Annotated in this window: 18 protein-coding genes, 2 pseudogenes and 1 riboswitch; of the genes and pseudogenes, 14 read left to right on the forward strand and 6 right to left on the reverse strand. The window is 73.6% G+C overall.

Annotated features, from left to right (window positions below):
* Positions 1 to 32: 32 nt before the first annotated feature.
* Positions 33 to 2636, forward strand: coding sequence for a CHAT domain-containing protein (locus IO33_RS0121905; protein ID WP_031167601.1), 2604 nt, complete (start codon positions 33 to 35; stop codon positions 2634 to 2636).
* 43 nt (positions 2637 to 2679) lie between these two features.
* Here the strand turns inward: IO33_RS0121905 and IO33_RS0121910 are convergent, their stop codons facing one another.
* Positions 2680 to 4398 (reverse strand): LuxR family transcriptional regulator AbsR2, encoded by a 1719-nt coding sequence (locus IO33_RS0121910; RefSeq protein WP_031167603.1) that lies wholly within the window; start codon positions 4396 to 4398, stop codon positions 2680 to 2682.
* 94 nt (positions 4399 to 4492) lie between these two features.
* Here IO33_RS0121910 and absR1 point away from each other — a divergent pair, with 94 nt between their 5' ends.
* Entirely contained in the window at positions 4493 to 5575 is a 1083-nt protein-coding gene (gene absR1, locus IO33_RS0121915) for a beta-glucuronidase AbsR1 (protein WP_031167605.1), read from the forward strand.
* Positions 5576 to 5640: 65 nt separating this feature from the next.
* Here absR1 and IO33_RS47590 read toward each other — a convergent pair.
* From IO33_RS47590 to IO33_RS53560, 3 genes and pseudogenes are all read right to left on the reverse strand, one after another.
* Positions 5641 to 5922: pseudogene (locus IO33_RS47590) on the reverse strand (F420-dependent methylene-tetrahydromethanopterin reductase); the annotation flags it as partial.
* A 135-nt stretch (positions 5923 to 6057) separates the two neighbouring features.
* A riboswitch (SAM riboswitch) is annotated at positions 6058 to 6171 on the forward strand.
* Between the two features lie 190 nt (positions 6172 to 6361).
* Entirely contained in the window at positions 6362 to 7249 is an 888-nt protein-coding gene (locus IO33_RS0121925; protein WP_031167609.1) for a glutathione S-transferase C-terminal domain-containing protein, read from the reverse strand.
* 78 nt (positions 7250 to 7327) lie between these two features.
* On the reverse strand, positions 7328 to 7450 hold the full coding sequence (locus IO33_RS53560; RefSeq protein WP_280921806.1) for a putative leader peptide: 123 nt from the start codon (positions 7448 to 7450) through the stop codon (positions 7328 to 7330).
* 176 nt (positions 7451 to 7626) lie between these two features.
* On the opposite strand from IO33_RS53560, the gene IO33_RS0121930 reads away from it, so the two are divergent.
* The 9 genes from IO33_RS0121930 (at position 7627) to IO33_RS0121970 (ending at position 17111) form a co-directional block, all read left to right on the forward strand.
* Complete coding sequence (locus tag IO33_RS0121930; RefSeq protein WP_051926893.1) at positions 7627 to 8859, forward strand: NAD(P)/FAD-dependent oxidoreductase; 1233 nt, start codon at positions 7627 to 7629, stop codon at positions 8857 to 8859.
* Positions 8856 to 9158, forward strand: a complete 303-nt coding sequence (locus IO33_RS0121935) for a (2Fe-2S)-binding protein (protein WP_031167613.1) — start codon at positions 8856 to 8858, stop codon at positions 9156 to 9158. The genes IO33_RS0121930 and IO33_RS0121935 overlap by 4 nt, the downstream gene beginning before the upstream one ends.
* Entirely contained in the window at positions 9151 to 10539 is a 1389-nt protein-coding gene (locus IO33_RS0121940; RefSeq protein ID WP_031167615.1) for an NAD(P)/FAD-dependent oxidoreductase, read from the forward strand. The genes IO33_RS0121935 and IO33_RS0121940 overlap by 8 nt, the downstream gene beginning before the upstream one ends.
* A 96-nt stretch (positions 10540 to 10635) precedes the next feature.
* Positions 10636 to 11541, forward strand: coding sequence for a dihydrodipicolinate synthase family protein (locus IO33_RS0121945; protein ID WP_031167618.1), 906 nt, complete (start codon positions 10636 to 10638; stop codon positions 11539 to 11541).
* Between the two features lie 2 nt (positions 11542 to 11543).
* The gene (locus IO33_RS0121950; RefSeq protein WP_031167620.1) at positions 11544 to 12545 is read left to right on the forward strand and encodes a proline racemase family protein; all 1002 of its coding nucleotides are present in this window, start codon (positions 11544 to 11546) and stop codon (positions 12543 to 12545) included.
* A gap of 34 nt (positions 12546 to 12579) precedes the next feature.
* Positions 12580 to 13281, forward strand: a complete 702-nt coding sequence (locus IO33_RS0121955; RefSeq protein ID WP_031167622.1) for a GntR family transcriptional regulator — start codon at positions 12580 to 12582, stop codon at positions 13279 to 13281.
* A gap of 204 nt (positions 13282 to 13485) precedes the next feature.
* Positions 13486 to 14892 (forward strand): amino acid permease, encoded by a 1407-nt coding sequence (locus IO33_RS0121960; protein ID WP_031167623.1) that lies wholly within the window; start codon positions 13486 to 13488, stop codon positions 14890 to 14892.
* Between the two features lie 41 nt (positions 14893 to 14933).
* Complete coding sequence (locus IO33_RS0121965; RefSeq protein ID WP_031167624.1) at positions 14934 to 16061, forward strand: ABC transporter substrate-binding protein; 1128 nt, start codon at positions 14934 to 14936, stop codon at positions 16059 to 16061.
* Between the two features lie 129 nt (positions 16062 to 16190).
* Positions 16191 to 17111, forward strand: coding sequence for an amidohydrolase family protein (locus tag IO33_RS0121970; protein ID WP_031167625.1), 921 nt, complete (start codon positions 16191 to 16193; stop codon positions 17109 to 17111).
* On the opposite strand, the gene IO33_RS0121975 is transcribed toward IO33_RS0121970, so the two are convergent.
* The gene (locus IO33_RS0121975; RefSeq protein WP_031167627.1) at positions 17088 to 20066 is read right to left on the reverse strand and encodes a tetratricopeptide repeat protein; all 2979 of its coding nucleotides are present in this window, start codon (positions 20064 to 20066) and stop codon (positions 17088 to 17090) included. The genes IO33_RS0121970 and IO33_RS0121975 overlap by 24 nt on opposite strands.
* 74 nt (positions 20067 to 20140) lie before the next feature.
* The gene (locus IO33_RS51270; protein WP_051926894.1) at positions 20141 to 20692 is read right to left on the reverse strand and encodes a hypothetical protein; all 552 of its coding nucleotides are present in this window, start codon (positions 20690 to 20692) and stop codon (positions 20141 to 20143) included.
* A 916-nt stretch (positions 20693 to 21608) separates the two neighbouring features.
* Here IO33_RS51270 and IO33_RS52575 point away from each other — a divergent pair.
* The 3 genes and pseudogenes from IO33_RS52575 to IO33_RS52585 form a co-directional block, all read left to right on the forward strand.
* Positions 21609 to 22438 (forward strand): annotated as a pseudogene (locus IO33_RS52575) (transposase); the annotation flags it as partial.
* A gap of 26 nt (positions 22439 to 22464) precedes the next feature.
* Positions 22465 to 22836, forward strand: a complete 372-nt coding sequence (locus IO33_RS52580; protein WP_051926896.1) for a reverse transcriptase domain-containing protein — start codon at positions 22465 to 22467, stop codon at positions 22834 to 22836.
* Between the two features lie 64 nt (positions 22837 to 22900).
* Positions 22901 to 23050 carry a group II intron maturase-specific domain-containing protein gene (locus IO33_RS52585; RefSeq protein WP_245235847.1) on the forward strand — a complete coding sequence of 50 codons (150 nt, stop codon included), beginning with the start codon at positions 22901 to 22903 and terminating at the stop codon, positions 23048 to 23050.
* Positions 23051 to 23555 lie beyond the last annotated feature (505 nt).

The following is a 23555-nucleotide window of genomic DNA, read 5'->3' on the forward strand; positions in this document are numbered from 1 at the left end:
GTCTGATACAGCAGGCCACTACCATGCGAGACGTGACAGCGGGAAGCGAGTCGGTGCTCGAACTGCTGCCCTTGGTGTTCGCCGACCCGGGCGAGGCCCGGGCACGCGCGGAACAGGTGCTGCACGCCGCTCCGCCGCCGCTGCACGCCAGCGTCGCCCACCAGGTGCTCGGCATCTGGCAGCGGGACTTCGGGGACCTGCGGATCGCGCTCCGGCATCTGCGCCGGGCCCGGGACCTGGCCGCGCGCGCCGAGTCGGCTGACCGTGAGGCGGACGTGCTCGCGACGCTCGGGGTCGCACTGGTGCACGCGGGGCGCACGCGGCAGGGGCTCACCTCCTTCGAGCGCGGGGTCGCCCGGGGCTCCGGGCACACCCGGGCCCGGGTGCTGTACCGGCGGGCGTATGTGTGGTGGGTGCTGGGGCATCACCGGGAGGCGCTGGAGGACGTACGGCGGGCGCTGCCGGTGCTGCGCCAGGTCGGCGACGACATCTGGACCGCGCGGGCGCTGACCCTGCGGGCCACCGTGCATCTGGCGCTCGGCGCGGTGGACCGGGCGGTCGCGGACTTCACGGCGGCGGAGCGGCTGTGGGACACCACCGGCCAGGAGCACGACAAGGCCGACGCGGTGGAGAGCCGGGGCCTCGCCGCGTTCCGCTCGGGGGACATCCCGGCGGCGCTGCGGCTGCTGGACGAGGCCGAGGAGCGGTACGCGAAACTCGGCACCCCCACCTACATGCTGTCCATCCGGCGCTGCGAGGTGCTGATGGCGGCCGGTCTGGCCCCGGAGGCGCTGGCCGAGGCGGACGCGACGATCGCCCTGCTGGACCGGATCGGCGGGCAGTCGACGCGCAAGGCCGAGCTGCTGCTGGCGGCCGCGCGGGCCGCCCGCTCGGCCGGGGACCCGCACACCGCCGTGGCCCGCGCCGCCGTCGCCGTACGGCTGTTCGCGGCACAGCGGCGGCTGTGGTGGCAGACCCATGCCCGGCTGGTGCTGATCGAGGCACGGGTGGCGGCCGGGCGCCGCTCGGGGCGGCTGGTCGCGGACGCGGCGGCGGTCGCCGGGAAGCTGGCCTCCTTCGGCTCGCCCGCCGCACCGGAGGCGTCGCTGCTCGCGGGCCGGATCGCGCTGGCGCTGGGCTGGACGGCCGACGCGGAGCGGCACCTGGCGGTGGCCGCGCGCAGCCGGCGCGGCGGCCCGCCGCCGGCCCGGGTGACCGGCTGGGCGGCGCAGGCGCTGCGGGCGCGCGCGGCGGGGTCCCGGCGGGGCGTGCTGGAGGCCTGCCGGCGGGGGCTGGAGGTGCTGGACGACCACCGGATGACGCTCGGCGCCTCGGAACTGCGCGCCCACGCCTCCGCGCAGGGCGCCGAACTGGCCGCGCTGGCCCAGGAGGTGAGCCTCGCCCACGGCACACCGCGCCGGCTGCTCCAGTGGAGCGAGCGCTGGCGGGCGACCGTGCTGTCCGCGCCGCCCACCCGGCCGCCCGCCGACCCGGCGCTGCTGAGCGGTCTGACCGCCTACCGGGAGATCGCGGCCCGCGCGGAGGAGGCCCGGATGGAGGGCCGCCCCATACCCGCGCTGGAGCGTGAACAGCGGCGCCTGGAACGGGAGATCCGCTCCCGCACCCACCACATCCGCGGCGCCGCCCCGCACGAGGGCGACCGCTTCGACGTGGCCCGGCTGCTGGACCGGCTGGGCGAGGCGCACCTGGCCGAACTCGCCGTGGTCGACGGGCGGGTGCACGTCCTGCTGTGCGGGCAGGGCCGGGTACGGCGGTTCAGCGGCGGCCCGCTGGCCGAGGCGGTGGCCGAGGCCGAGCACGTCCAGGCCGGACTGCGGCGGCTCGCCCACCCCGGCGCCGAGGCGCGGCTGCCCCTGGTGGAGGCCGCGGGACTGCGGCTGCAGGAGCTGCTGCTGGGCGGGGCGGCGGCACAGCTCGGTCCGGGTCCGGTGGTGATCGTTCCGCCGGGAGCGCTGCACCGGGTGCCGTGGGCGCTGCTGCCCGCGCTGCGGGACCGCGTCCTCAGCGTGTCGCCGTCGGCGGGCAGCTGGCTGCGCGCCCGCGAGACGGAGCCCCCGCCGGGCGGCCGGCACGTCCTGGTGCGCGGCCCCGGCCTCGCCACCGGCGGCGCGGAAGTACCGGAACTGGCCGGCCGCTACGGCACGGCGACGGTCCTGGAGGGCGACGCGGCCCAGGTCCCCCGCGTCCTGGAGCACCTGGACGGCGCGGCTCTGGCGCACATCGCCGCCCACGGCACGTTCCGCGGCGACAGCCCCCTCTTCTCGGCCCTGCGCATGGCCGACGGCCCGCTGATCGTGCACGACTTCGAACGGCTCGCCCGCAGCCCGTACCGGATCATCCTCTCCAGCTGCGACACGGCCCGCCTGGCGTCCGTCGGCGCCGACGAACTCCTCGGCCTGGTCACCGCGTTGCTGCCGCTGGGCACGGCCGGGGTGGTGGCGAGCAGCGCCCCGGTCAACGACGCCGCCGTGGTCCCCCTGATGCTGGCCCTGCACAAGGGCCTGGGCGCGGGCCTGTCGCTGGCGGAGGCGCTCCGGGACGCCCGTACGACCCTGCCCGAGGACCCGGTACACCAGGCGACGGGCTGGGCGTTCGCGGCTTTCGGGGCGGCGTGAAGAGGCTCTCGGGCCGTGCAGGGGCGGGTGCGGCCGGCGGACGCTAGGCGGACTGGCACAGCGCCGGCAGAGCCCCCCGGTCGCCGGTACCGAGGCGGCTGTACGCGCTGTACAGATGATTTCCCACGGTCCGCACGGACAGGGTCAGCCGCTCCGCGATCTCCCGGTTGCTCAGGCCCGCAGCGGCGAGTGTCACGATCTGCCGCTGCCGAGCCGTGAGTTCGCCAAGGACCAGCCCCGCCAACGCCGGCGTGCGCGCCCCCTGGCACCGCCGTGCGAGCGAGACCGCCCGGGTCCGGGACATCCGTGCCGACCGCGGATCGCGATGCACCCGCACGGCCTGGGCCCGCGCCTCGGCCGCGAACAGCAGGAAGCCCCGCTCCTCCAAGGCCTCGGCGGCACGGTCCAGCGCGGCCCCGTCACCACGCGACAGCGCCTCCGCGTGCCGGGCGACCACACTGCCCGCCGGCAGCGTCCCGGCGACCCGCTCCGGCGCACCGAGGCGTACGCAGTCGTAGCGGGCGAACACGTCGCCATCACGACCGGCCTTCAACTCACCTTCCGCCAGGGCGAGTTCCTCACCGCAGCCGACATCCCCCGGCGTCCGCCGCAGCCCCTGACGAGCCCAGGCCGCGGCGTCCCGGACCTCGCCGCGCAGCCGGGCGAACCGGGCGCGGACGGCGGCGTACCCGGCGGGCAGCCCGGCGGCCTCGGTGACCAGCCACTCCCCCACCGGCGTCGGCACCGGCCGGACGTCCAGCTGCTCGATCCGCCGTGCCAGCAGCCGTTGTTCGGCCTCCAGGGCCGCCGCGTACGAGCGGGGCGCGCCGGCCCGACGGCGTGCCCGCAGCCGCCCGGCCGTGGCGCGCAGGAACGGTCCGTGCAGCGGATGCGCGAGCGTGACCGCACCCTGATCGCCGACGTGGACCAGGCCGTCCGTCTCCAGTCGCTCCAGCACCTCCAGATCGAGGTCGGCCGGCGCCGGCGACAGCTGCAGGGGCAGCGGCTCGGCGAAGGCCAGGCGTTCCAGGATGTCCCGCTCGCCCCGCGCGCAGCGCTCCAGCGCCGGGGCGAGCCGCTCGCGCACGGCCGGGGTGACCGGCAGCTCTCCCCGCCAGGCCCGCTCCCGCGTACCGGGAACGGGCAGCAGCCGCCCGGCCCGGTCGAGCGCGTCGACCAGGTCGCGCAGCAGCCGCAGGTCGCCGCGGCACATCCGGTGCAGGCGGCGCACGGTGAGCGGTTCCAGCCCTGCGGCGGCGAGCAGGTGGGCGACGTCCTCGCAGGGCAGCGGGTCGAGGGTCAGCCGGGGCAGCAGCTCCCCGGTCCACAGCCGGGACACCGCGCCGGGTGCGGGCGCGCCGTCCACCGCGGCCACCACGAGCCGGGTGCGGCCGTGCACGGCGAGCTGGTGGACGAGGGCGGCGGAGGCGTCGTCGAGCAGATGGGCGTCGTCCACGACGAGGAGCCGCAGTCCGGACAGGATCCGCACCGCGCGCTGCGGCGAGACGGCGTCGGGCAGCAGGTGGGCGAAGGCCGCGAAGGGCAGGTCCCGGGCCTCGGGCGTGCCGGTCACCCGGGCGTGCCCGGTGCCCCGGACCGCCTCGGTGATCAGCCGGGTCTTGCCGTGGCCGGGCGGCCCGGTCACCACGATGCCGGGCCGGCCGGCGGCCGACGCCGCGCGCACCAGCTCCCGTTCGTCCTCGCGACCGGTGAACGGCCAGGGCTGCTCCAGCGTCTTCGCGTCCAGTTCTTGAGTCCTCACAGTGTTCTGAGCGCGCCTACTCACCTTTGATACAGGGTGACTTGAGTAGCTCCCGACTCAGGCGCCCGGCGCGGGCGGACGGCACGCTGGCCGCATGACCCGACGCCTGTGCGCGCTTGTACGGCGGCCGGCCCCGTGCTTCGCACCGGGGCTGACCGCCGAGCGGCTGGGCGCGCTGCTCGCCGGGCGGCGGATGTGGGTCAACGGCACGGTGCTGCACTACTGGTTCTTCGACGGCTGCGACGCCTCGGTGATCCCGGTACCCGGGACCGGTGAGCTGCGCCGCGTGCCGTGGGCCGGGGGCGCGGAGCAGCGGGACGTGGTCCGCGACTGCTTCCGCGAGTGGCAGGGGCTCGGCATCGGCCTCACGTTCGCCGAGGCCGATGACCGGGCCGAGGCGGAGCTGCGGATCGGGTTCCAGGCCGGCGGGGGTTCCTGGTCGGCGGTGGGGCGTGAGGCGCTGTCGGCCGGCCGGAGCGAACGCACCATGAACCTGGGCTGGGACGTGACCGGGCCCGGGGAGCGGGGGACGGTCCTGCACCAGATCGGGCACGCGCTCGGCATGGTGCACGAGCACCAGAGCCCGTACGCCGGGCTCCACTGGGACGACGAGGCCGTGTACGCCGAGCTGGCGGGCCCGCCGAACCACTGGAGCCGGGAGACGACGTACACGAACGTGCTGCGGGAGCTGGACGCCGGCGAGGCGAGCGCCTCGGTGTGGGATCCGCAGTCGGTGATGACGTTCCCGTTCGGGCCGGGGCTGGTGCTGGAGCCGGAGCAGTACCGCGGGGGGCTGTCTCCGTCCGCCGGCCCGTCCCCGGCCGACAAGGAGTTCGTGCTGCGCTGGTATCCGCCCGCCGGCCCCGCGAGGCCGGCCGGGCTGGTGCCGTTCCGGTCGGTGCCGCTCGGTCTCGGGCCGGGCGAGCAGGCCGACTTCACCGTCGAGCCGCCGGAGACCCGCGAGTACACCGTGGGCACCTTCGGCGACGCCGACACCGTGCTCGTGGTCTTCGAGGAGCGCGACGGGGTGCCGCGCTTCCTCGCGGGGCACGACGACGGCGGCGGCCCGGACAACGCCGCCGTCCGCGTCCGGCTCGTCAGGGGCCGGCGCTATGTCGTCCGCGTCCGCCTGTACTCCACGTGGGGTTGCGGGCAGACAGCGGTCATGTGCTGGTGACGGCACACGACCGGGGACGACCACGGTCCGGCGCCGGGGGATCGGCCGCGGACGTCACCTACGGGGGAGGTGACGTCCGCGGCCGCGCCGGCGTCCGGGGGGGCGAGGCCGAGGTGGTCGCGCAGGGTCGTGCCCTCGTACTCGGTGCGGAAGACGCCCCGTTCCTGGAGCAGGGGCACGACCTGGTCGGCGAAGGGGTCCAGGCCGCCGGGGGTGATGTGCGGGACGAGGATGAAGCCGTCGGAGGCGTCGGCCTGCACGAAGTCGTCGATGGTCTGCGCGACCGTGGCCGGGGAGCCGACGAAGGTCTGCCGGTTGCCGGTGTTGATGACGAGGTCCCGGATGGACCCCTTGTACGGATTCGGACACCCCGCGACCGCGGCGGGCGGGTGCGGGCCGCGACGGCGCTACGCACGAGGCGGCGCACGGTGGCGCGCGGGAACCGGGGGCTGGGCGGGCGTGACTTGCTTACGGCTCAGAACGGTCATGAGCGTCAGCGCCAAGCCCTGGCTCGCTGACCGGCAACCCTCGCATCGCGGTGGGGGTGCCCCAGGTGAGGACCGGACCGGAACAGACGTTTTCGGTAAGCGCGAGGGCCCCGCGGGGCCGGACAGTGACAGGTGACGCCATGCACGCAGCTCCCAGGACGGCCGCGAGCCGCCCGCAGGGCCGCGTACGGTCGTACGCCGGGCTCCTCGTCGCCGACCGCGCCGTCGATCTGCTCCGCGTCAAGCCGTCCGCCGGAAGTCAACGGCCGTCCGCTCATCGGACATCGCCCGACCGCTCTCACCTGCGAGAAGTGTCCCCGGCATCCGCGGCATGGCCCGCCCAGTCCAGGATCTGGACAGCGGCTCCGGCGGCTTCCAGGCCCCTGCAACGGCCGTGGTGGCGGCGGGAGATGCCGTCGAGGTCGAGGTGGCGGCCGAAGGCCGGGTGGGCGGCGAGCCGGCGGGCGTAGGCCCACAGGGCGCCGTGGCCGGCGATGCGGTGCACGGCGGAGGCGTCCAGGTGGCAGCGGTGGACGGTGTCCAACTGCACCAGCGCCGCCCACAGTTCCACGTCGGCGGCGGTGAGCCGGTCGTCGACCAGGTACTCCTCACCGGCCAGCCGGTTCTCCAGTCGGCCCAGGGTGTCGAGGAGCGCGTCGAGGGCGGCGGCCCGTTCGGCCGGGTCGCCGCCGGCCCGCCCGGCGCGCTGCGCGGCCTCCTCGATCCCTTCGGAGCACATCCGTTCGGCGGCCTCGATCACCGACTCCAGGCCGCAGGGGCGGAGGGAGACCTGCCCCTCGTGCGGGAAGCGGTCGAGGTCGCGCAGGATGTCGGGGGCGTGGGTGCTGACGATCCGGCCGGACCAGTCGTCGCTGAGCACGGGTCCGAGAGCGGGGCCGGTGTAGTGGTGGGCGCTCGCCTCGTACAGCGGGCGCAGCGCGGAGTGACCGCCGCCGGGACAGTCGGGGACGGCGGGCAAGAGGCTGACCGGACAGCTGTCGTCGAGGCCGAGGAGGCTGTGGCCGACGGCGAGGCGCAGTCCGTCGGGGCACGCGGTGGACAGATGGAGCCGGTAGCGGTGCGGCACGGCGTGGTGGCCGCTGCGCGCGTCCCGGCCGAGCCGGCCCCGGAAGAGGGGAGCGGCGCGGTGGACGGGCGGGACGGCGGCGAGCTGGGTGATGGACATGCGTCTCCCCGGGTGGTGGGCATGCGAAGGTGCGCGCCGGCGGGCGGCGCGGGGCCGGTGCGTGCGAGGGGCCCCGGCTCAGCGGTGGAGGCTGATGGCGCTGCAGACGCGCAGCAGATCGATGTGGCGACGGGAGGTGAGCAGGGGGGCGCGCAACGGCGTACGGCCCGTTCGGCCGGTGACCGCTTCGAGGCGCCTCATGATTTCCTACCTGTTCACTAGGATTCCCTGACTGGAGTGTCGATCCGGCTCAAGTCGGCGTCAAGGGGGCGTCCACGCCTGGAAACAGGTGACGTGTGCGGCGCCGGTCGGGCGGAGCCGGGACCCATGTCTTCCGAGGTCTCCTCAGAACCAGCGCCATGTGACATAGTACTGGCGTGCCGAAGCGACTGACCTGCGACGTCGTGGTCGTAGGAGCCGGAATGGTGGGCGCGGCCTGCGCGTGGTACGCCGCGCGGGCCGGCCTCGACGTACGAGTGGTGGACCGGGGCCCGGTGGCCGGCGGCACCACCGGGGCGGGTGAGGGCAACCTGCTGGTCTCCGACAAGGAACCCGGCCCCGAGCTCGATCTCGCCCTGCTGTCCGCCCGGTTGTGGGCAGAGCTGGGCGACGAACTGGGCACGGCGGTCGAATACGAACCCAAGGGCGGCCTGGTCGTCGCCTCCTCTCCCGGCGCCCTCACGGCGCTGCACGCGTTCGCCGACGGCCAGCGGTCCGCCGGAGTCGTGGCGGACCCGGTCCGCGCGGACCAACTCCCCTCCCTGGAGCCCCACCTGGCCACCGGCCAGGCGGGCGGCGTGTTCTATCCGCAGGACGCCCAGGTCATGCCCGCCCTCGCCGCCGCCCATCTGCTCCGCGCCTCCGGCGCCCGTCTGCACACGGGCTGGACCGTGACCGGTGTACTGCGCACGGCCGACGGCGCGGTGGCCGGGGTGCGCACCGACCGGGGCGACCTGCACGCACCGGCGGTGGTCAACGCGGCCGGCACCTGGGGCGGCGACCTCGCGGCGCTCGCCGGCGTCCGGCTGCCGGTGCTCCCCCGGCGCGGCTTCGTCCTGGTCACCGAGCCCCTGCCGCGGATGGTCCGGCACAAGGTGTACGCCGCGGACTACGTGGCGGACGTCGCCAGCGACTCGGCCGCCCTGCGCACCTCCCCGGTGGTGGAGGGCACGGCCGCCGGACCGGTGCTGATCGGTGCCAGCCGGGAGCGGGTCGGCTTCGACCGCTCGCTGTCGCTCGCAGCGGTACGGGCGCTCGCGGCCGGGGCGATCGGTCTGTTCCCGTTCCTGGAGCGGGTGCGCGCGATGCGGACGTACGCGGGCTTTCGGCCGTACCTGCCCGACCACCTCCCGGCGATCGGCCCCGACCCCCGCGCGCCGGGCCTCTTCCACGCGTGCGGGCACGAGGGCGCCGGCATCGGACTGGCCGTCGGCACGGGGCAGTTGATCGCGCAGCGGCTCACCGGGAAGACACCGGAGCTGGATCTCAGACCGTTCCGTCCGGAGCGGTTCGAGACCTGTGAGGAACACGAGGCGTTCGCGGACTCCGAGGACTCCGAGGACTACGAGGGCTTCAAGGACTACGACACCGACGGAGGCGACACACCGTGAACCCCCTGGAGCTGGCCCGGGCCCGGCCGGGCGAGGCCTTCACCGTCACCTTCGACGGCCGCCCCCTCACCGTCCTGCCTGGGCAGACGGCCGCGGCGGCGCTGTGGGCGGCGGGCGTCACGGCCTGGCGCAGCACCCGCGGCTCCGGCCGGCCGCGCGGCGTCTTCTGCGGGATCGGGGTGTGCTTCGACTGCCTGGTGACCGTCAACGGCCGGGCGAACCAGCGGGCCTGCCTGGTGCCGCTGCAGCCGGGCGACGAGATCCGCACACAGGAGGGGACGGGACGGGATCATGAGTGAGCGAGCGCATCTCGCCGTCGTCGGGGCGGGTCCGGCGGGACTCGCCGGGGCACTGGCGGCCGCCTCCAGAGGCGTGCGGGTCACCCTCGTGGACGCGGCCGAGCAGGCGGGAGGGCAGTTCTACCGGCAGCCCGCCCGTGCCCTCGGCGCCCGCCGCCCCGAGGCCCTGCACCACCAGTGGCGCACCTGGGAACGGCTGCGGGACGGCATCGGCCGGCACCTCACCGCCGGGCGTGTCACCCATCTGACCGGTCATCACGTCTGGTGCGTGCAACGGGAGCCGGACTCCTTCACGGTGCACGCCCTGCGGGGCCGGGCACAGGAGGAGGGGGTCACCGTCCGCGCCGACGCCGTACTGCTCGCCACCGGCGGCTACGAGCGCGTCCTCCCCTTTCCCGGCTGGACGCTTCCCGGCGTCGTGACGGCGGGCGGCGCACAGGCCATGCTCAAGGGCGGCCTGGTGCTGCCCGGCCGCACGGTCGTGGTGGCCGGTACCGGGCCGCTGCTGCTGCCGGTGGCCACGGGGCTCGCCGCGGCGGGCGCGCACGTGGCCGCGCTGGTGGAGTCCGCCGGTCCCGGGGCCCTGCTGCGCCGCACGCCGGCCGTCGCCGCGGAGCCCGGCAAGCTCGCCGAAGGCGCCTGGTACGCGGGGCGGCTGCTGCGGCACCGGGTGCGTACGCTGCTTCGGCACACCGTGGTGGAGGCGCACGGCACCGACCGGCTGGAGGCGGTCACGGTCGCCGCACCGGAGCGCGACGGGCGGACCCGGCCCGGCAGCGCGCGCCGCATCCCGTGCGACACCCTCGCCGTCGGACACGGCATGCTGCCGCACACCGACCTCGCCGAGACCCTCGGCTGCACCCTGACCGGCACGGCCGTACGGGTCGACGAGGAGCAGCGCACCGACGTACCCGGGGTCTGGGCCGCCGGGGAGAGCACCGGCATCGGCGGGGCGGCCCTGGCGCTCGCCGAGGGCCACATCGCCGGCCGCTCGATCGCCGCCCGCCTGTACGGCGCCGTACCCGACCCGCGGACCTGGGCCGCGGCCGCCCGGGCCAGGGCCCGGCAGCGGGCGTTCTTCGCGGCACTCGACCCGGTGTACGCGCCGCCCGCCGGCTGGGCGGACCGGATCACGGACGACACGGTGGTGTGCCGGTGCGAGGAGGTCACCGCCGGCGAGGTCCGTACGGCCGCCGGCCCGCTCGGCGCGGGGGACCTGCGCACCGTGAAGCTGCTGACGCGGGCCGGCATGGGCTGGTGCCAGGGCCGCGTGTGCGCGCCCGCGGTGGCCGGCCTGACCGGATGCCCGCTCACCCCCGGGCGCCGGCCGTTCGCCCGCCCGGTGCCGCTCGGCGTCCTGGCCGAGCCGCCGGACGCCTGACCGACCGCACCGAGGCCGGAGCCGAAGCCGGACGAGCTCCTGTCCAGAAGGCACATCACTCAGTAATATGTCACACGCCATAGAGGGGGATCACCCATGACCCACGCACCGAACCGCCCCTGGCGGGGCGTCCTCGTCGCCACGGCCCTGCCCCTGCGCGAGGATCTGTCCGTCGACCACGACCGCTATGCGGAGCACTGCGCCTGGCTGGTCGCGAACGGCTGCGACGGCGTCGTACCGAACGGCTCGCTGGGCGAGTACCAGGTGCTCGGCCCCGACGAGCGCGCCCGCGTGGTGGAGACGGCCGTGGCCGCGATCGGCGGCGAGCGGGTGATGCCGGGCGTCGCCGCCTACGGTTCGGCCGAGGCCCGGCGCTGGGCCGAGCAGGCGGCCGAGGCCGGCTGCGCGTCCGTGATGCTGCTGCCGCCCAACGCCTACCGCGCCGACGAGCGCTCCGTCCTCGCCCACTACGCCGAGGTGGCGCGCGCGGGGCTGCCGGTGGTGGCGTACAACAACCCGATCGACACCAAGGTCGACCTGGTGCCCGAGCTCCTCGCCCGGCTGCACGGCGAGGGACACATCCACGGCGTCAAGGAGTTCTCCGGCGACGTCCGCCGCGCCTACCGCATCGCCGAACTCGCCCCGGAGCTGGACCTGTTGGCCGGCGCCGACGACGTCCTGCTGGAACTGGCGGTGGCGGGAGCCAAGGGCTGGGTGGCCGGCTACCCGAACGCGCTCCCGCGTGCCTCGGTGGAGCTGTACCGCGCCGCGGCCGCCGGGGACCTCGGCACCGCGCTGCCCCTGTACCGGCAGTTGCACCCGCTGCTGCGCTGGGACTCGAAGGTCGAGTTCGTCCAGGCGATCAAGCTGTCGATGGACGTCGTCGGCCGGTACGGCGGCCCGGTGCGCCCGCCCCGCGTGCCGCTGGCGCCCGAACAGCAGGCCGCCGTCCGGGCGGCCACCGAGAAGGCCGTCGCCGCCGGTCTCGCCCAGGGAGTCTGACCATGCGCAGCAAGCTCGTCCTGCACGCCGTCGACTCGCACACCGAGGGCATGCCGACCCGGGTGGTCACCGGCGGGATCGGCACCGTACCGGGTGCGACGATGAACGAGCGGCGGCTGTACTTCCGCGAACACCGCGACTCCCTCAAGCGGTTGCTGATGAACGAGCCGCGCGGCCACTCGGCGATGAGCGGCGCGATCCTGCAGCCGCCGACCCGGCCCGACTGCGACTGGGGTGTCATCTACATCGAGGTCTCCGGCTGTCTGCCGATGTGCGGGCACGGCACCATCGGGGTCGCCACGGTGCTGGTGGAGACCGGCATGGTGGACGTCGTGGAACCGGTGACCACCATCCGGCTGGACACCCCCGCCGGACCGGTGGTCGCCGAGGTGGCGGTGGAGGACGGCGCCGCGCGGAACGTGACCCTGAGGAACGTGCCGTCGTTCGCCGTCGGCCTGGACCGCACGATCACCCTGCCCGACGGCCGCACGGTCACCTACGACCTCGCCTACGGCGGCAACTTCTACGCGATCCTGCCGCTCGACGCCTTCGGACTGCCCTTCGACCGCGCCCGCAAGGACGACATCCTCGCGGCCGGTCTGACGCTGATGGACGCGATCAACGCCGAGGCGGAACCGGTACACCCCGAGGACCCCTCCATCCACGGCTGCCACCACGTCCACCTCCACGCACCGGGCGCCACCGCCCGCCGCTCGCGCCACGCCATGGTCATCCACCCGGGCTGGTTCGACCGTTCCCCGTGCGGCACGGGCACGAGCGCGCGCATGGCGCAACTGCACGCACGCGGCGAACTGCCCCTGCACACCGAGTTCGTGAACGAGTCGTTCATCGGCACCCGCTTCACCGGACGGCTGCTGGGCACGACGGAGGTCGCCGGCCGCCCGGCGGTCCTGCCCAGCTTCACCGGGCGGGCGTGGATCACCGGCACCGCGCAGTACCTCCTCGATCCCACCGACCCCTTCCCGGAGGGCTTCGTCCTGTAGAGCGTCCTCTAGACTCACCCCGGTGATGCGTGACATGGCACAGAACACGCGGGGCACGGAGATGCCCGCACTCCCCCGGCTGGGCGGCCGGCGCAGCAGTTACCGCGAGCGGGTCGCCGACGCGCTGCGCGCCGCGCTGATCGCGGGGGAGCTGCGACCGGGCGAGGTGTACTCCGCGCCCTCGCTCGCCGCCCGCTTCGGCGTCTCCGCGACGCCGGTGCGCGAGGCGATGCTGGACCTGGCCAAGGAAGGCCTGGTCGACACCGTGCCGAACAAGGGTTTCCGGGTCACCGCGGTCTCCGACCAGCAGCTGGACGAGTACACGCACATCCGCGCCCTCATCGAGATCCCGACCGTGGCCGAGCTGGCCCGCACCGCCGACCGCGTCTCGCTGGAGGCGCTGCGCCCGGCGGCCCGGGAGATCGTCACCGCGGCGGTGGCGGGCGACCTGATCGCCTACGTCGAGGCCGACACCCGCTTCCACCTCGGCCTGCTGGCCCTCGCGGGCAACGCCCACCTGGTCGAGGTGGTGGCCGACCTGCGGGGCCGCTCCCGCCTGTACGGCCTGACGGCCCTGGTGGAGGCCGGCCGGCTGCTCGCCTCCGCCGAGGAACACCTGGAACTCCTCGACGCCCTGCTGGAGCGGGACGGGAAGGCCGTCCACGCGATCATGACCCGGCACCTTGGGCATGTGCGCAGCCTGTGGGCCGGCGGCGAGTCCGACCGCGGCGCCTGACGCCGCGCCGCGTACGAGCCGCGTAGCCGCGTCCGAGCCGCCGGACATTTCACTGCACACAGGCCGCAACAGTGCACTTTTTGCAGGATCGGCGGGGTCGGACGGCACAAGGAACGGCGATTTTGCGGCGGATGGGCCCGTCCCCGACCATGGGCTGCGCCCCGGCGATCCCGGGACGTCTGTTCGATGAGAGGTCCACCCCCCATGCACGTCACCGGAACCGTCCCCCCGTCGGCTCCGGCCCCTTCGGAGAGCCCCGAGGCTCCCACAGCGGGCACCCACGGCAGCACCAGCAAGCACGCCCGCCGCTTCGGACTGCCGGTCGCGACCGCGCTGGTCATGGGCAACATCATCGGCGGCGGCATCTTCCTGCTGCCCGCCTCCATCGCCCCCTACGGCACGGTGAGCCTGGTCGCCTTCGCCGTCCTGACCGTCGGCGCGATCGCGCTGGCCCTGGTCTTCGGCCGGCTCGCCGCGCGGGACCCCCGTACCGGCGGCCCCTATGTCTACGCGCGCGAGGCCTTCGGTGACTTCGCGGGCTTCCTCGCCGCCTGGTCCTACTGGATCACCACCTGGGTCTCGAACGCGGCGCTCGCCGTCGCCGCCGTCGGCTACCTGGACGTACTGATCCCGGTCGACGACCACCGGTGGACCGCCTGCCTGGCCGCCCTGGCCCTGCAGTGGCTGCCCGCCCTCGCCAACTTCGCCGGCACCCGGTACGTGGGCGCCGTCCAGCTGGTGTCGACGGTGCTCAAGTTCGTGCCGCTGCTGCTCGTCGCGGTCGGCGGTCTGTTCTTCTTCGACCCCTCCCGGCTCGGGCCCTTCAACGCCGGCGGTCACAGTGCCGTCGGTGCCGTCTCCGCCTCCGCCGCGCTGCTGCTCTTCTCCTACCTCGGTGTGGAGTCCGCCGCGGTGAGCGCCGGCGAGGTCAAGAACGCCCGCCGCAACGTGGGGCGCGCCACCGTCATCGGCACCGCGGGCGCCGCGCTGGTCTATCTGCTGGGCACGCTGTCCGTCTTCGGCACGGTCGCGCACCACCGGCTGATGACCTCCACGGCCCCCTTCTCCGACGCCGTGAACACGATGTTCGGCGGCAGCTGGGGCGGTACGGCGGTGGCGCTGGCGGCGCTGGTGTCGATGACCGGCTGCCTGAACGGCTGGACGCTGCTGAGCGCCCAGACCCCGTACGCCGCGGCCAAGGACGGCCTGTTCCCGGCCGCCTTCGCCCGCCGCCGACGGGGCGTGCCGACGGCCGGCGTCGCCGTCACGGTCGTCCTGTCCTCCCTCCTGACCGCGTACAACTACCTGTCGGGCTCGGCGAAGGTCTTCGACGTCCTGGTCCTCGTCACCACGTTCACCGCGACCGTGCCGTACCTGCTGGCGGCGGCCGCGCAGATCTTCCACCTGGTCTGCGGCAAGTCCGTGGACCGCGCGCGTCTGGTGCGCGACTCGCTGATCAGTGCCATCGCGGCGGCCTTCTCCCTCTGGCTGATGGCCGGCGCCGGCTACGCGGCGGTGTACCAGGGCGCGCTGTTCCTGTTCGCCGGCGTCGTCGTCCACGCGGTACTGGCGGCCCGGCAGCGGCGCAGGTCTGCCGGGACACCCGCATAATCGGTTGTCCGCCGGCGACGGTGGCCGATGCAATGTCCCGCATGGTCACCCCTGCGCCACCAGCACCCCCCTCGCCGCCCGGAGCGGAGCGGCCCGGCGGCTCATCCGTCCGGGTCGGCGCTCTCGTCCCGCTGACCCCGCCCGGCTGGGTCGGGGCGGGCCGGCACCTGCTCGCCGGGCTGGAGCTGGCCGTGCGCGAGGTCAACGAGGCCGGCGGGATCGCCGGAAGTCCACTCGAACTGGTGGTCCGGGACACCGCGGCTGATCCGCACAGGGCCGCGGCAGCCGTGGACGAACTGGGCCGCCTGGGCGTGTCCGCCCTGGCGGGGGAGTATCACAGCGTCGTCGCCCGCGCCGCCGCCGCCAGGGCCGACGCCCTCGGGCTGCCGTTCCTCTGCTCGTCGGCGGTTCTCGACGCGCTCACCGAAGAGCCGACGGAATGGGTCGCGCGCCTCGCCCCGGCGCAGTCCCGCGGCTGGCGGGTCTACGCGGACTTCGTCCTCGGCGCGGGACACCGCCGCATCGCCGTGGCGGCCGACCCGAGTGTCTACTGGGCCTCCGGGACCCGCATCCTGCGGGACCACCTCGCTCCACGGGGCGGTACCGTCGTCGAACTCGACATGCGCGCCCTGTCCCCCGCGGACGTGTGCGACGAACTCGTCGCCCGTCGTGCGACAGCCCTCCTGCTTCTCGTGGGCCACCCGGAACCGGCCGTGCCGATCGTCAGGTCCGTCCGCCGCGACCAGCGCCTCACCGACATCATGATCGGTGCCCCGGCCGGGCAGCCGGAGTTCGCCGAATGGGCGACGCCGCTGGGCGACGACGGCGCCGCGATCCCGTTCCTGCGCTACCTTCCCGAGCGCCTCGGCCCCCTCGGTGTCCGCGTCGGGACGGCCCTTGGCGAGCGGCTGGGTGAAGCGCCCTCCTTCGTCGCCTTCGAGGGCTACGACACGATCGCCGTGCTCGCCGATGTGCTGCGTACCCACGGCACGGACCGGGCGCGCACTGCCGGATCCTGGCCGCGCGTCGCCGTCGAAGGCACCCGCGGGCGGATCCGGTTCACCCGCACGCCGGGCATCGGCGTCTGGCAGTGGGCCTGGCCGCCGATCCAGGTCGTCGACCGGGATCCGGCGCGACCCGACCGCTTCCGGGTCCTCCACGCCGGCTGAGGGCGCACGGTCGCCGGCCCGCCGAACGCCTGCCGTGGGCGCTCGGGCACCGGAGCACGGCGAACTCGCCAGGCGCGGGCGGCCTTGCGACACTGCGGGCGACCGTGTTCGAGAGAGAGGCGGTATCAGGTGAGTTCCCCCCGCACGGGAGTGGAAGACGAGGCCGGTGAGGTCCGCCGGTTCTGGAACGGGCTCGGTCTTCCCGGGCTGATCGACGTCCACACCCACTTCATGCCCGAGCGTGTCCTGCACAAGGTCTGGAACTACTTCGACGCCAACGGGCCGCTGACCGGCGGACTGCGGTGGCCGATCACCTACCGCAGGCAGGAGGAGGAGCGCACGGCCCTGCTGCGACGGTTCGGCGTCCGGGCCTTCACCGCCATGCTCTACCCGCACAAGCCCGGCATGGCCCGATGGCTGAACGGATGGGCGGCCGACTTCGCCCGCCGCACCCCCGACTGCCTGCACACCGCCACCCTCTACCCCGAGCCGGACGTCGAGGGCTACGTCCGCGAGGCCGTCGCATCGGGCGCGCGCGTGTTCAAGGCTCACGTACAGGTGGGAGCGTACGATCCGGCCGACGAACGTCTCCAGCAGGCGTGGGGGGTGCTGGCCGAGGCCGGGATCCCCGTGGTGGTGCACTGCGGCTCCGGGCCCGCCCCCGGCAAACACACCGGCCCCGAACCCATCGCGCGCGTCCTGGCACGGCACCCGCGACTGCGGCTGATCGTCGCGCACCTGGGCATGCCGGAGTACGAGGAGTTCCTCGGCCTCGCCGAACGGTACGACCAGGTGCGCCTCGACACGACGATGGCGTTCACCGGCTTCACCGAAGCACTGATGCCGTTCCCCCGCCAGGCCCTGCCCCGGCTCGCCGCGCTGGGCGACCGCGTCCTGCTCGGCTCCGACTTCCCCAACATCCCCTATCCCTATCTGCACCAGCTGCACGCCCTGGAACGGCTGGGCCTCGGCGACGAGTGGCTGCGGGCCGTGTGCCACGACAACGCGGCAGAGCTGTTCGGCCTGTCACCCGGGCAGGCCGGCGCGTGAATCGGCCGGAGCCCCGCTCGCGTACTCTCCGACGCGTGTGCGGACCTGTTCGGCGTCCTCCCCCCGGTCGAGCCGGGCGTAGAGGGCTGCGGCCAGCTCTCCGGTGGCGACCGCCGCGGCGGTTTCGCCCGCCCCGGCGAGCGTTTCCGCGAGGTTGAACAGGGACAGGGCCTCGCCGGGTTCGTCGCCCGCGGCGCGGCAGATGCCGAGATCCTCGCGGATGGCGCTCTCCGACGCGGCGTACCGCTCCATGCCGCGCAGGGTGACGCCCAGGTTGTTCAGGGCGCACCCGCGCATATGGAGCTCACCTGCCTGGCCGAAGAGGTCGGCGGCGCGGTGCAGTTGGTGCGCCGACTCCTTCAGGCGGCCTCCCTTCTCCAGCAGCAGGCCGGCCGAGTTGCGCAGCCATCCCTCGTGCACTCTGAGGTCTTTGCGCCTCAGCAGTGCGGCCGCCGCCAGCAGCGCGTCGATCGCGTCGTCCCGCGCGGACTCCTCTCTGCCGAGCGCCGCACGGATGCCCGCCAACAGCCTGACGGCCTCTTCCTGCTGCTCCCCTTCCAGCAGCAGGACCGCGCGGGCACAGGGGACCGCGGCGGCGGCGTACCGGCGTTGATTCCACAGGGCCGCCGCCGCGCTGGCCCACGCGTTGCCCTCGCCGGCCCGCTCGTCGAGGGCGCGCAGCAGGGCGGCCGCGCGACGGCAGATGCCGACGACCCCCGCCCAGTCCGCGGCGGACTGCAACTCCCGCCCGGCGGACGCGAGGACGTTGGCCTCGCCGGCCGGGTCACCGGCGTCCCGGAGCAGATCCGCGATCGCGAGCCAGGCGCCGGCCGCCTCGGAGTGCCGGCCGGCTTCCCCCAGGTAGCCCGCGAGGTTCGACAGGGCGTGGATCTGCCCGGACTTGTCGCCGGCGGCCCGGAAGAGGACCTCTGACCGCCGGAACGCGGCCGTACTCTCCTCGAACCGTCCCGCGTCCCCGAGCGCGTTGGCGAGGTTGTACAGTGCCTTGGCCTCCATGTAGCCGTCGCCGAGCTCCCGGCACGCTCGCACGGACCGCTGGTGGACGTCGACGGACTCCGTATGGCGTCCCGCACCGCGCAAGGCGTTGCCGAGGTTGTTGAGTGCCCACTGCCGCTGCCGGGGCCGTCCGATGCCGGAGTAGACCGCGATGGCCGCCCGGCTGTGCTCGGCCGATTCCTCGTACCGGCCCGCCGCCTTGCAGGCGATGCCCAAGGCGACCCGGATCATGGCCACTTGCTCGGGTTCGGCGCCCGGGTCCGCGGCGCCGAGCGCCGCGCGCAGGATCTCCACGGCCTCCAGCGGGCGGTCCGCGTTCGACAGCGCGACCCCGTGGGCCGACAGCATCTCCAGCCGGGTATGGGCGTCGCCCCCGGTGGCGGCGCGTTCCAGAGCCAGGCGGGTCAGTGTCACCAGTTCCTCGCCCGACTCCCACTGCACCAGCTGTGTGGCGAGGTTGCGGATGAGGTCGAAGGCGGCGGCCTCGTGCCCCTCGGAGTCGAGGGCGAGCCGGGCGCAGGCGGTGATGTTGTCGTACTCCTCCTCCACCCAGGCCAGTGCTTCGGCCGTGCTGGTGAAGCGCTTCTCCGCCGGCACGTTGTCCAGGTGTTCCACCTGGCACCGGACCGCTGCGGCACGCCATGCGTAGAAGGTGAGCAGCCGTCGCAGCGCGGTGTCCCGCTCGCCGCGGTACTCCGGCTCCTCGCCCCGCTCGCGCGCGTAGAGCCGGACCAGGTCATGCATCGACCAGCGTTCGAGCCCGCCGGGGGTGCGACCGCGTTCGACCAGGTGGGCGCGGGCGAGTTCGGCCAGCGTGCGTCGCGTCTCCCGGACCGGTCGCCCGGTCAGGGCCGCCACCGCCTCGGCGGCCAGATCCGGGCCGGGATGCACCGCCATGATGCGGAAGGCATGAGCCAGAGCGGGCCCCAGGTGCTGGTAGGAGAGGTCGAAGGCGGCCCGTACGGCCGGGCCGGTACCCGGCCCCCCGCCCCCTTCGGGCGACAGTGCCTCCAACCGCTCCCGCGCGTCGGTCAGTTCCTCGATGAGATCGGTCAACGGCCGCTCGGGATCCGCCCGCAGGATGGCCGCGATGACCAGCAGCGCCAGCGGAAGGCCTCCGCACAGTGCGGCGAGCCGTGCCACCGTCGCGCGCTGGGCGCCGGATCCGCGTGGATCGGAGCGGCGGGCGACGTGCAGGGCCCGCTCGATGACCCGCGCCCCCTCCCCCGACTCCATGACCTTCACGTCGAGAAGCCGGGCGTCGAGCGTGGACAGTGTGTGGCGTGAGGTGATCAGCACACGGTGGAACCGGGTGGCGGGCAGCAGCGGGGCGACCTGGCCGGCGTCGAACGCGTTGTCCAGCACGACGAGGACGGGTGAGGCCGCGCGGTCCAGGACGGTGAGGTGCCGGCGCAGGGCGGTCAGCACGTCGTCCGGGCCGGACGGTACATCGTCGTCGTGCAGGCCGAGGGATCGCAGCAACTGGGCGGCCGCCGCCTCCGGTTCCACGCGTGCGGCCGGTCCGTGGCCGTGCAGGTCGACGAAGACGGCACCGCCACGGAACCAGCCCTGTGCGACGGCCTCGCCCGCGGCGTGGAGTGCCAGGGCGCTCTTGCCGACGCCCGCCATCCCGGCCAGCGCCATGACGGGCACGCCCGGCTGGTGCTCCCGGCCGGTGCGGGCCGGCCGCAGGAAGTCGAGGAGCAGGCGCACTTCGGTCCGCCGGCCGGTGAAGGCCGCCGGAGGCGGGGGGAGGCCGGGGACCGCGCCGGAGGGATGGGACCGGGCGGCGCGCGGCACCGCGGTGGAGAGGTGCTCGGTGCGCGCCGCAGGAACGCCGCCTCGCCGTCCGCCCGCGTCTTCGCGTGTCAGGAAGAACTGGAAGACGTCGCCCTGGATGTGGCCCGCGGCCAGGGACTGCTCCGACGCCTTGGTCACCGTTGCGGCCGCAGCCGTTTCGGGTGCGGCGCCGGGCCGAGCCGGCGGGTGAGCTGGTGGGGTGCCGGGCGGGCTCAGCTCGTCTGCCCGCCCGGCAGGGTGGGGTTTTCGCGGCCCGTGTCTCCCGGGGCCTTCGCCCCGGGAGCGCCGTTGCTCCCGTGACCGGTGTTCCCGCTGCCCAGGCCCACGTTCCCCATGGTCACATCGCCGACCCGTTGCGCCGCGACGGAACCGCGGTCCGCGCGGTTGCTCACGTTCCCGGCCACGGCCACGCTCGCACCCGAGGCGGCCGCGCCGCCGGCCGACTCCACGGCCGACTCGGCCTCCCGTACCGCCGCGTCGAGGGCTTCGGCGAGTTCCGGGTCGTCCTGGGAGGCGGCGGTCAGCGCGTCGGCCACCCGGCGGCGCGTCAGCTCCGACACCTCGCCCGTCTCGGCCGCTGCCTCCGCCCGGGCGCGCTGCAGCGCCGAGTCGTCGCCCAGCGCCCGCGACACCAGGTCGTGCACCCTTTCCGTCGCGGCGTCCACCAGCCGGTCGACCTCCGCGTCCGCCGGGCCGGCGGCGCGGCGCGCCTTGCGCACCAGGTAGGCACACACATATCCGACGGCGACCTCGATACCTGTCATTCCCCGCCCCCCTGTCGTCTCCCCCGACGGTATTCCCGCTCGAACCCCGTGCGCAGTCGAACCACACAAGAGCAGCTTCCCGACGGGCCGACACCGGGGCGCCGTTCACGGGCAGGGACCCACAGGGGCCTGGAGAAACCAGCAGGGCTTGGAGAAGGAGGACCCCGGAGAAAAGGAAGAGTCTGTTCCGGACCACGCCGAAACAGACTCTGACCTGCGTCTTCGCAAGTCGGGACGACAGGATTTGAACCTGCGACCCCTTGACCCCCAGGAGTGAGGGGTGGCCACCCTTTCTGGGCATAACAGGCGAATCTTGGGCGCAGGGCGTGCGTCGGCGTGGGTGCCGCTCAGTGCTGCTGACACCGTGTGGTCCCCAACTGGTCCCCAGGCTCACAAGCCCCCGGCTTCCCTCACCACTGCCGGGACCGACGCCGCCTCGTCTACTCACCAGCGCGCCCCGAACCGCTAACTCGTCTTGGTGACCGAGGTCTCGCCCGGCTCCTCCTACAGAAGTCCGCGGCGATCAATCACGGACACAACGGCAAGCTTTCGGAATACGTGCATGAACCACAGGTCCCCAAATGGAGATCGAACCGAGTAGCGATCCGTGGCGCAAGACAATGCGGCAGTGCCTGGAGAGCCTGGAATCCTTCGGCAACGAGATCACGCTGACCGGCACCGGCTCGGAGTGACCGCCTCCGGTCCGGTTCATGGGCTGGAGGTTCTGCGGAGCCTAGCTGCCTACGCCACCGCCCAGAAGAGTGAGCGTGATCTTCTGAGGCGGCTCCCAGTTTTAGGCCAGGACCACCGCCGGGTCTGGAGGCATCTGGCGGTCACCATCCACGATCTACTCGAAGAGCGCGGCGCCACGGATCCCCCGCATGAGTTGGTGGAGTCGACTGCCTTGCAGGAGTGGGACGAGATCGCGGTCGACCTGCGGATCCTCACCGCCCGCCGCTACGACCTGTCCGCAGACCGCACCCGCGCCATCAACCGGCTTCGCGCCCAACTGCTGGAGTACTTTCCGGCCCTTGAGCGTGCCTTCGACTACAACACCTCCAAAGCCGCGCTCACCCTCCTGGCCGGCTACCAGACCCTGCCGGCCTGCGGAGCATGGGCCAGTCACGGCTCGCCGCCTGGTTGGCCAACCGCAAGGTCCGCAATGCGTCCGCCGTCGCGGCCACAGCGATCGAAGCCGCGAACCTGCAACACACCCAGGTACCCAGCGAGAAGACGGCCGCGGCCATGGCATGCACGCTGACTCGAGCGGTCACAGACCTGGACCAGGAGATCGCCCGCATCGATACGCAGATCGAGGCCCGGTTGCGCGAGCACCGGCACGCCGAGGCGATCACCAGCATGCCCGGCATCGGCACCCTGCTCGGCGCCGAGTTGGTTGCCCGCACCGGTGGAGACATCGCCTCCTTCGGCAGCGCAGGGTGCCTGGCCGGCGTTGCCGGCCTGGCCCCGGTCCCGAAGGACTCCGGGAAGATCAGCGGCAACATGCGCCGCCCTCGCCGCTACCATCGCCGACTCCTGCGTGTCTTCTACCTGTCCGCTCAAGTCGCCGCCCGCTGCTGCCCCGCCTCACATGCCTTCTACCAGCGCAAACGCCATGAAAAGAAGACACACAAGCAGGCCGTGCTCGCACTCGCCCGGCGGCGCCTCGACGTGCTGTGGGCGCTCATACGCGACCAACGCACCTTCACCGTCGAGCCACCTCGGCCCGACCACGCAGCGGCATAGCCACCACACCAGGCGTCACATCAGGCTTGACAATCCACATTGGGAATCACTGGGTCCTGGAGGCGGACATCACGGCGTGCTTCGACGAGATCGACCACACCGCCTTCACGGGCCGGGTGCGCGACCGCGTCGGAGACAAGTACGTTCTGGGTCTGGTGAAGGCGTTCCTGAAGGCCGGCATCCTCTCCGAGGGCCAGATGGTCAGGAGCACCGACACCGGCACCCGGCAGGGCGGCATTCTCTCGCCGCTGCTGGCCAACATCGCCTTGTCCGTGCTCGACGAGTTCTTCGCCGAGCAGTGGAAGGTGGCCGGGAACAACAGCAACGCGCGGATCCGGCACCGCCGTCGCGGAGGAGCGACATCCGCCTGGTGCGGTACCCCGACGACTTCGTGGTGATGGTCGCCGGGGCCAAAGCGCACGCTGAAGGGGTCGGGGAGAAGGTCGCAGAGGTGCTCTCGCAGTGGGCCTGCGCCTGTCGGAGGAGAAGACGGACATCGTCCATCTCGACGAGGGCTTCACCTTCCTGGGCTTCTGGCTGCGGGGCTGGACTGTGTACTTCCAGCACTGCGTTTCGTCGCACGCCTTCCACTACCTCAGTCACTACGTGTGATGGCCGGTTCTGCGATTTCGGTGTTCAACGAAGTGCCGCGTGACATCCGACGTCCCGACGGGAGGATCGCTCCGATCCGCAGACTCTGTGGTGTCGTTTTCCCTGGTCCGCGCTCGCGTCACTTTCCCGTTTTTCTTCGCCTGCCCAAACGTGATCGGCTGCCTTCGGATTGACGGGAACCGTTCTCCGTCTCATAGTCAGAAGGGTGGACAAGTCAAGTGGCCCCTTCTGGCCTGGGAGTGCCAGGTCTGCCCTGATAGAAGCGGCCGTGATCTTGGTTTGCCTGCTCGCCGTGGCGGCTGTCTTGCGGGCAACCGCCGGGTGGCCGAGTGATAAACATGAAAACCTTGTCCTCATTGGAATTCTGATACTTGCATTGATTCCGATATTTCTCGTGGTCCTGGGCACGGTGAGTTCAGTCCAAGCATTCGGCTTGCGTCTACAGTTTCCGGAGGCCCGGCATGAAGTGCGGGAAGTCGCCGCCTCCCCGTCTATGGGCCTCCTG

It is taken from the genome of Streptomyces durhamensis (assembly GCF_000725475.1).
In the GTDB taxonomy this organism is placed as follows: domain Bacteria; phylum Actinomycetota; class Actinomycetes; order Streptomycetales; family Streptomycetaceae; genus Streptomyces; species Streptomyces filipinensis.

Coding starts and splice junctions, on each gene's coding strand:
- IO33_RS0121960 (WP_031167623.1), top strand. CDS start 13,486: ATGCACGTCACCGGAACCGTCCCCCCGTCGGCTCCGGCCCCTTCGGAG.
- IO33_RS0121940 (WP_031167615.1), top strand. CDS start 9,151: ATGAGTGAGCGAGCGCATCTCGCCGTCGTCGGGGCGGGTCCGGCGGGA.
- IO33_RS0121950 (WP_031167620.1), top strand. CDS start 11,544: ATGCGCAGCAAGCTCGTCCTGCACGCCGTCGACTCGCACACCGAGGGC.
- IO33_RS0121925 (WP_031167609.1), bottom strand. CDS start 7,249: ATGTCCATCACCCAGCTCGCCGCCGTCCCGCCCGTCCACCGCGCCGCT.
- IO33_RS0121955 (WP_031167622.1), top strand. CDS start 12,580: ATGGCACAGAACACGCGGGGCACGGAGATGCCCGCACTCCCCCGGCTG.
- absR1 (WP_031167605.1), top strand. CDS start 4,493: ATGACCCGACGCCTGTGCGCGCTTGTACGGCGGCCGGCCCCGTGCTTC.
- IO33_RS51270 (WP_051926894.1), bottom strand. CDS start 20,692: ATGACAGGTATCGAGGTCGCCGTCGGATATGTGTGTGCCTACCTGGTG.
- IO33_RS0121945 (WP_031167618.1), top strand. CDS start 10,636: ATGACCCACGCACCGAACCGCCCCTGGCGGGGCGTCCTCGTCGCCACG.
- IO33_RS53560 (WP_280921806.1), bottom strand. CDS start 7,450: ATGAGGCGCCTCGAAGCGGTCACCGGCCGAACGGGCCGTACGCCGTTG.
- IO33_RS0121965 (WP_031167624.1), top strand. CDS start 14,934: ATGGTCACCCCTGCGCCACCAGCACCCCCCTCGCCGCCCGGAGCGGAG.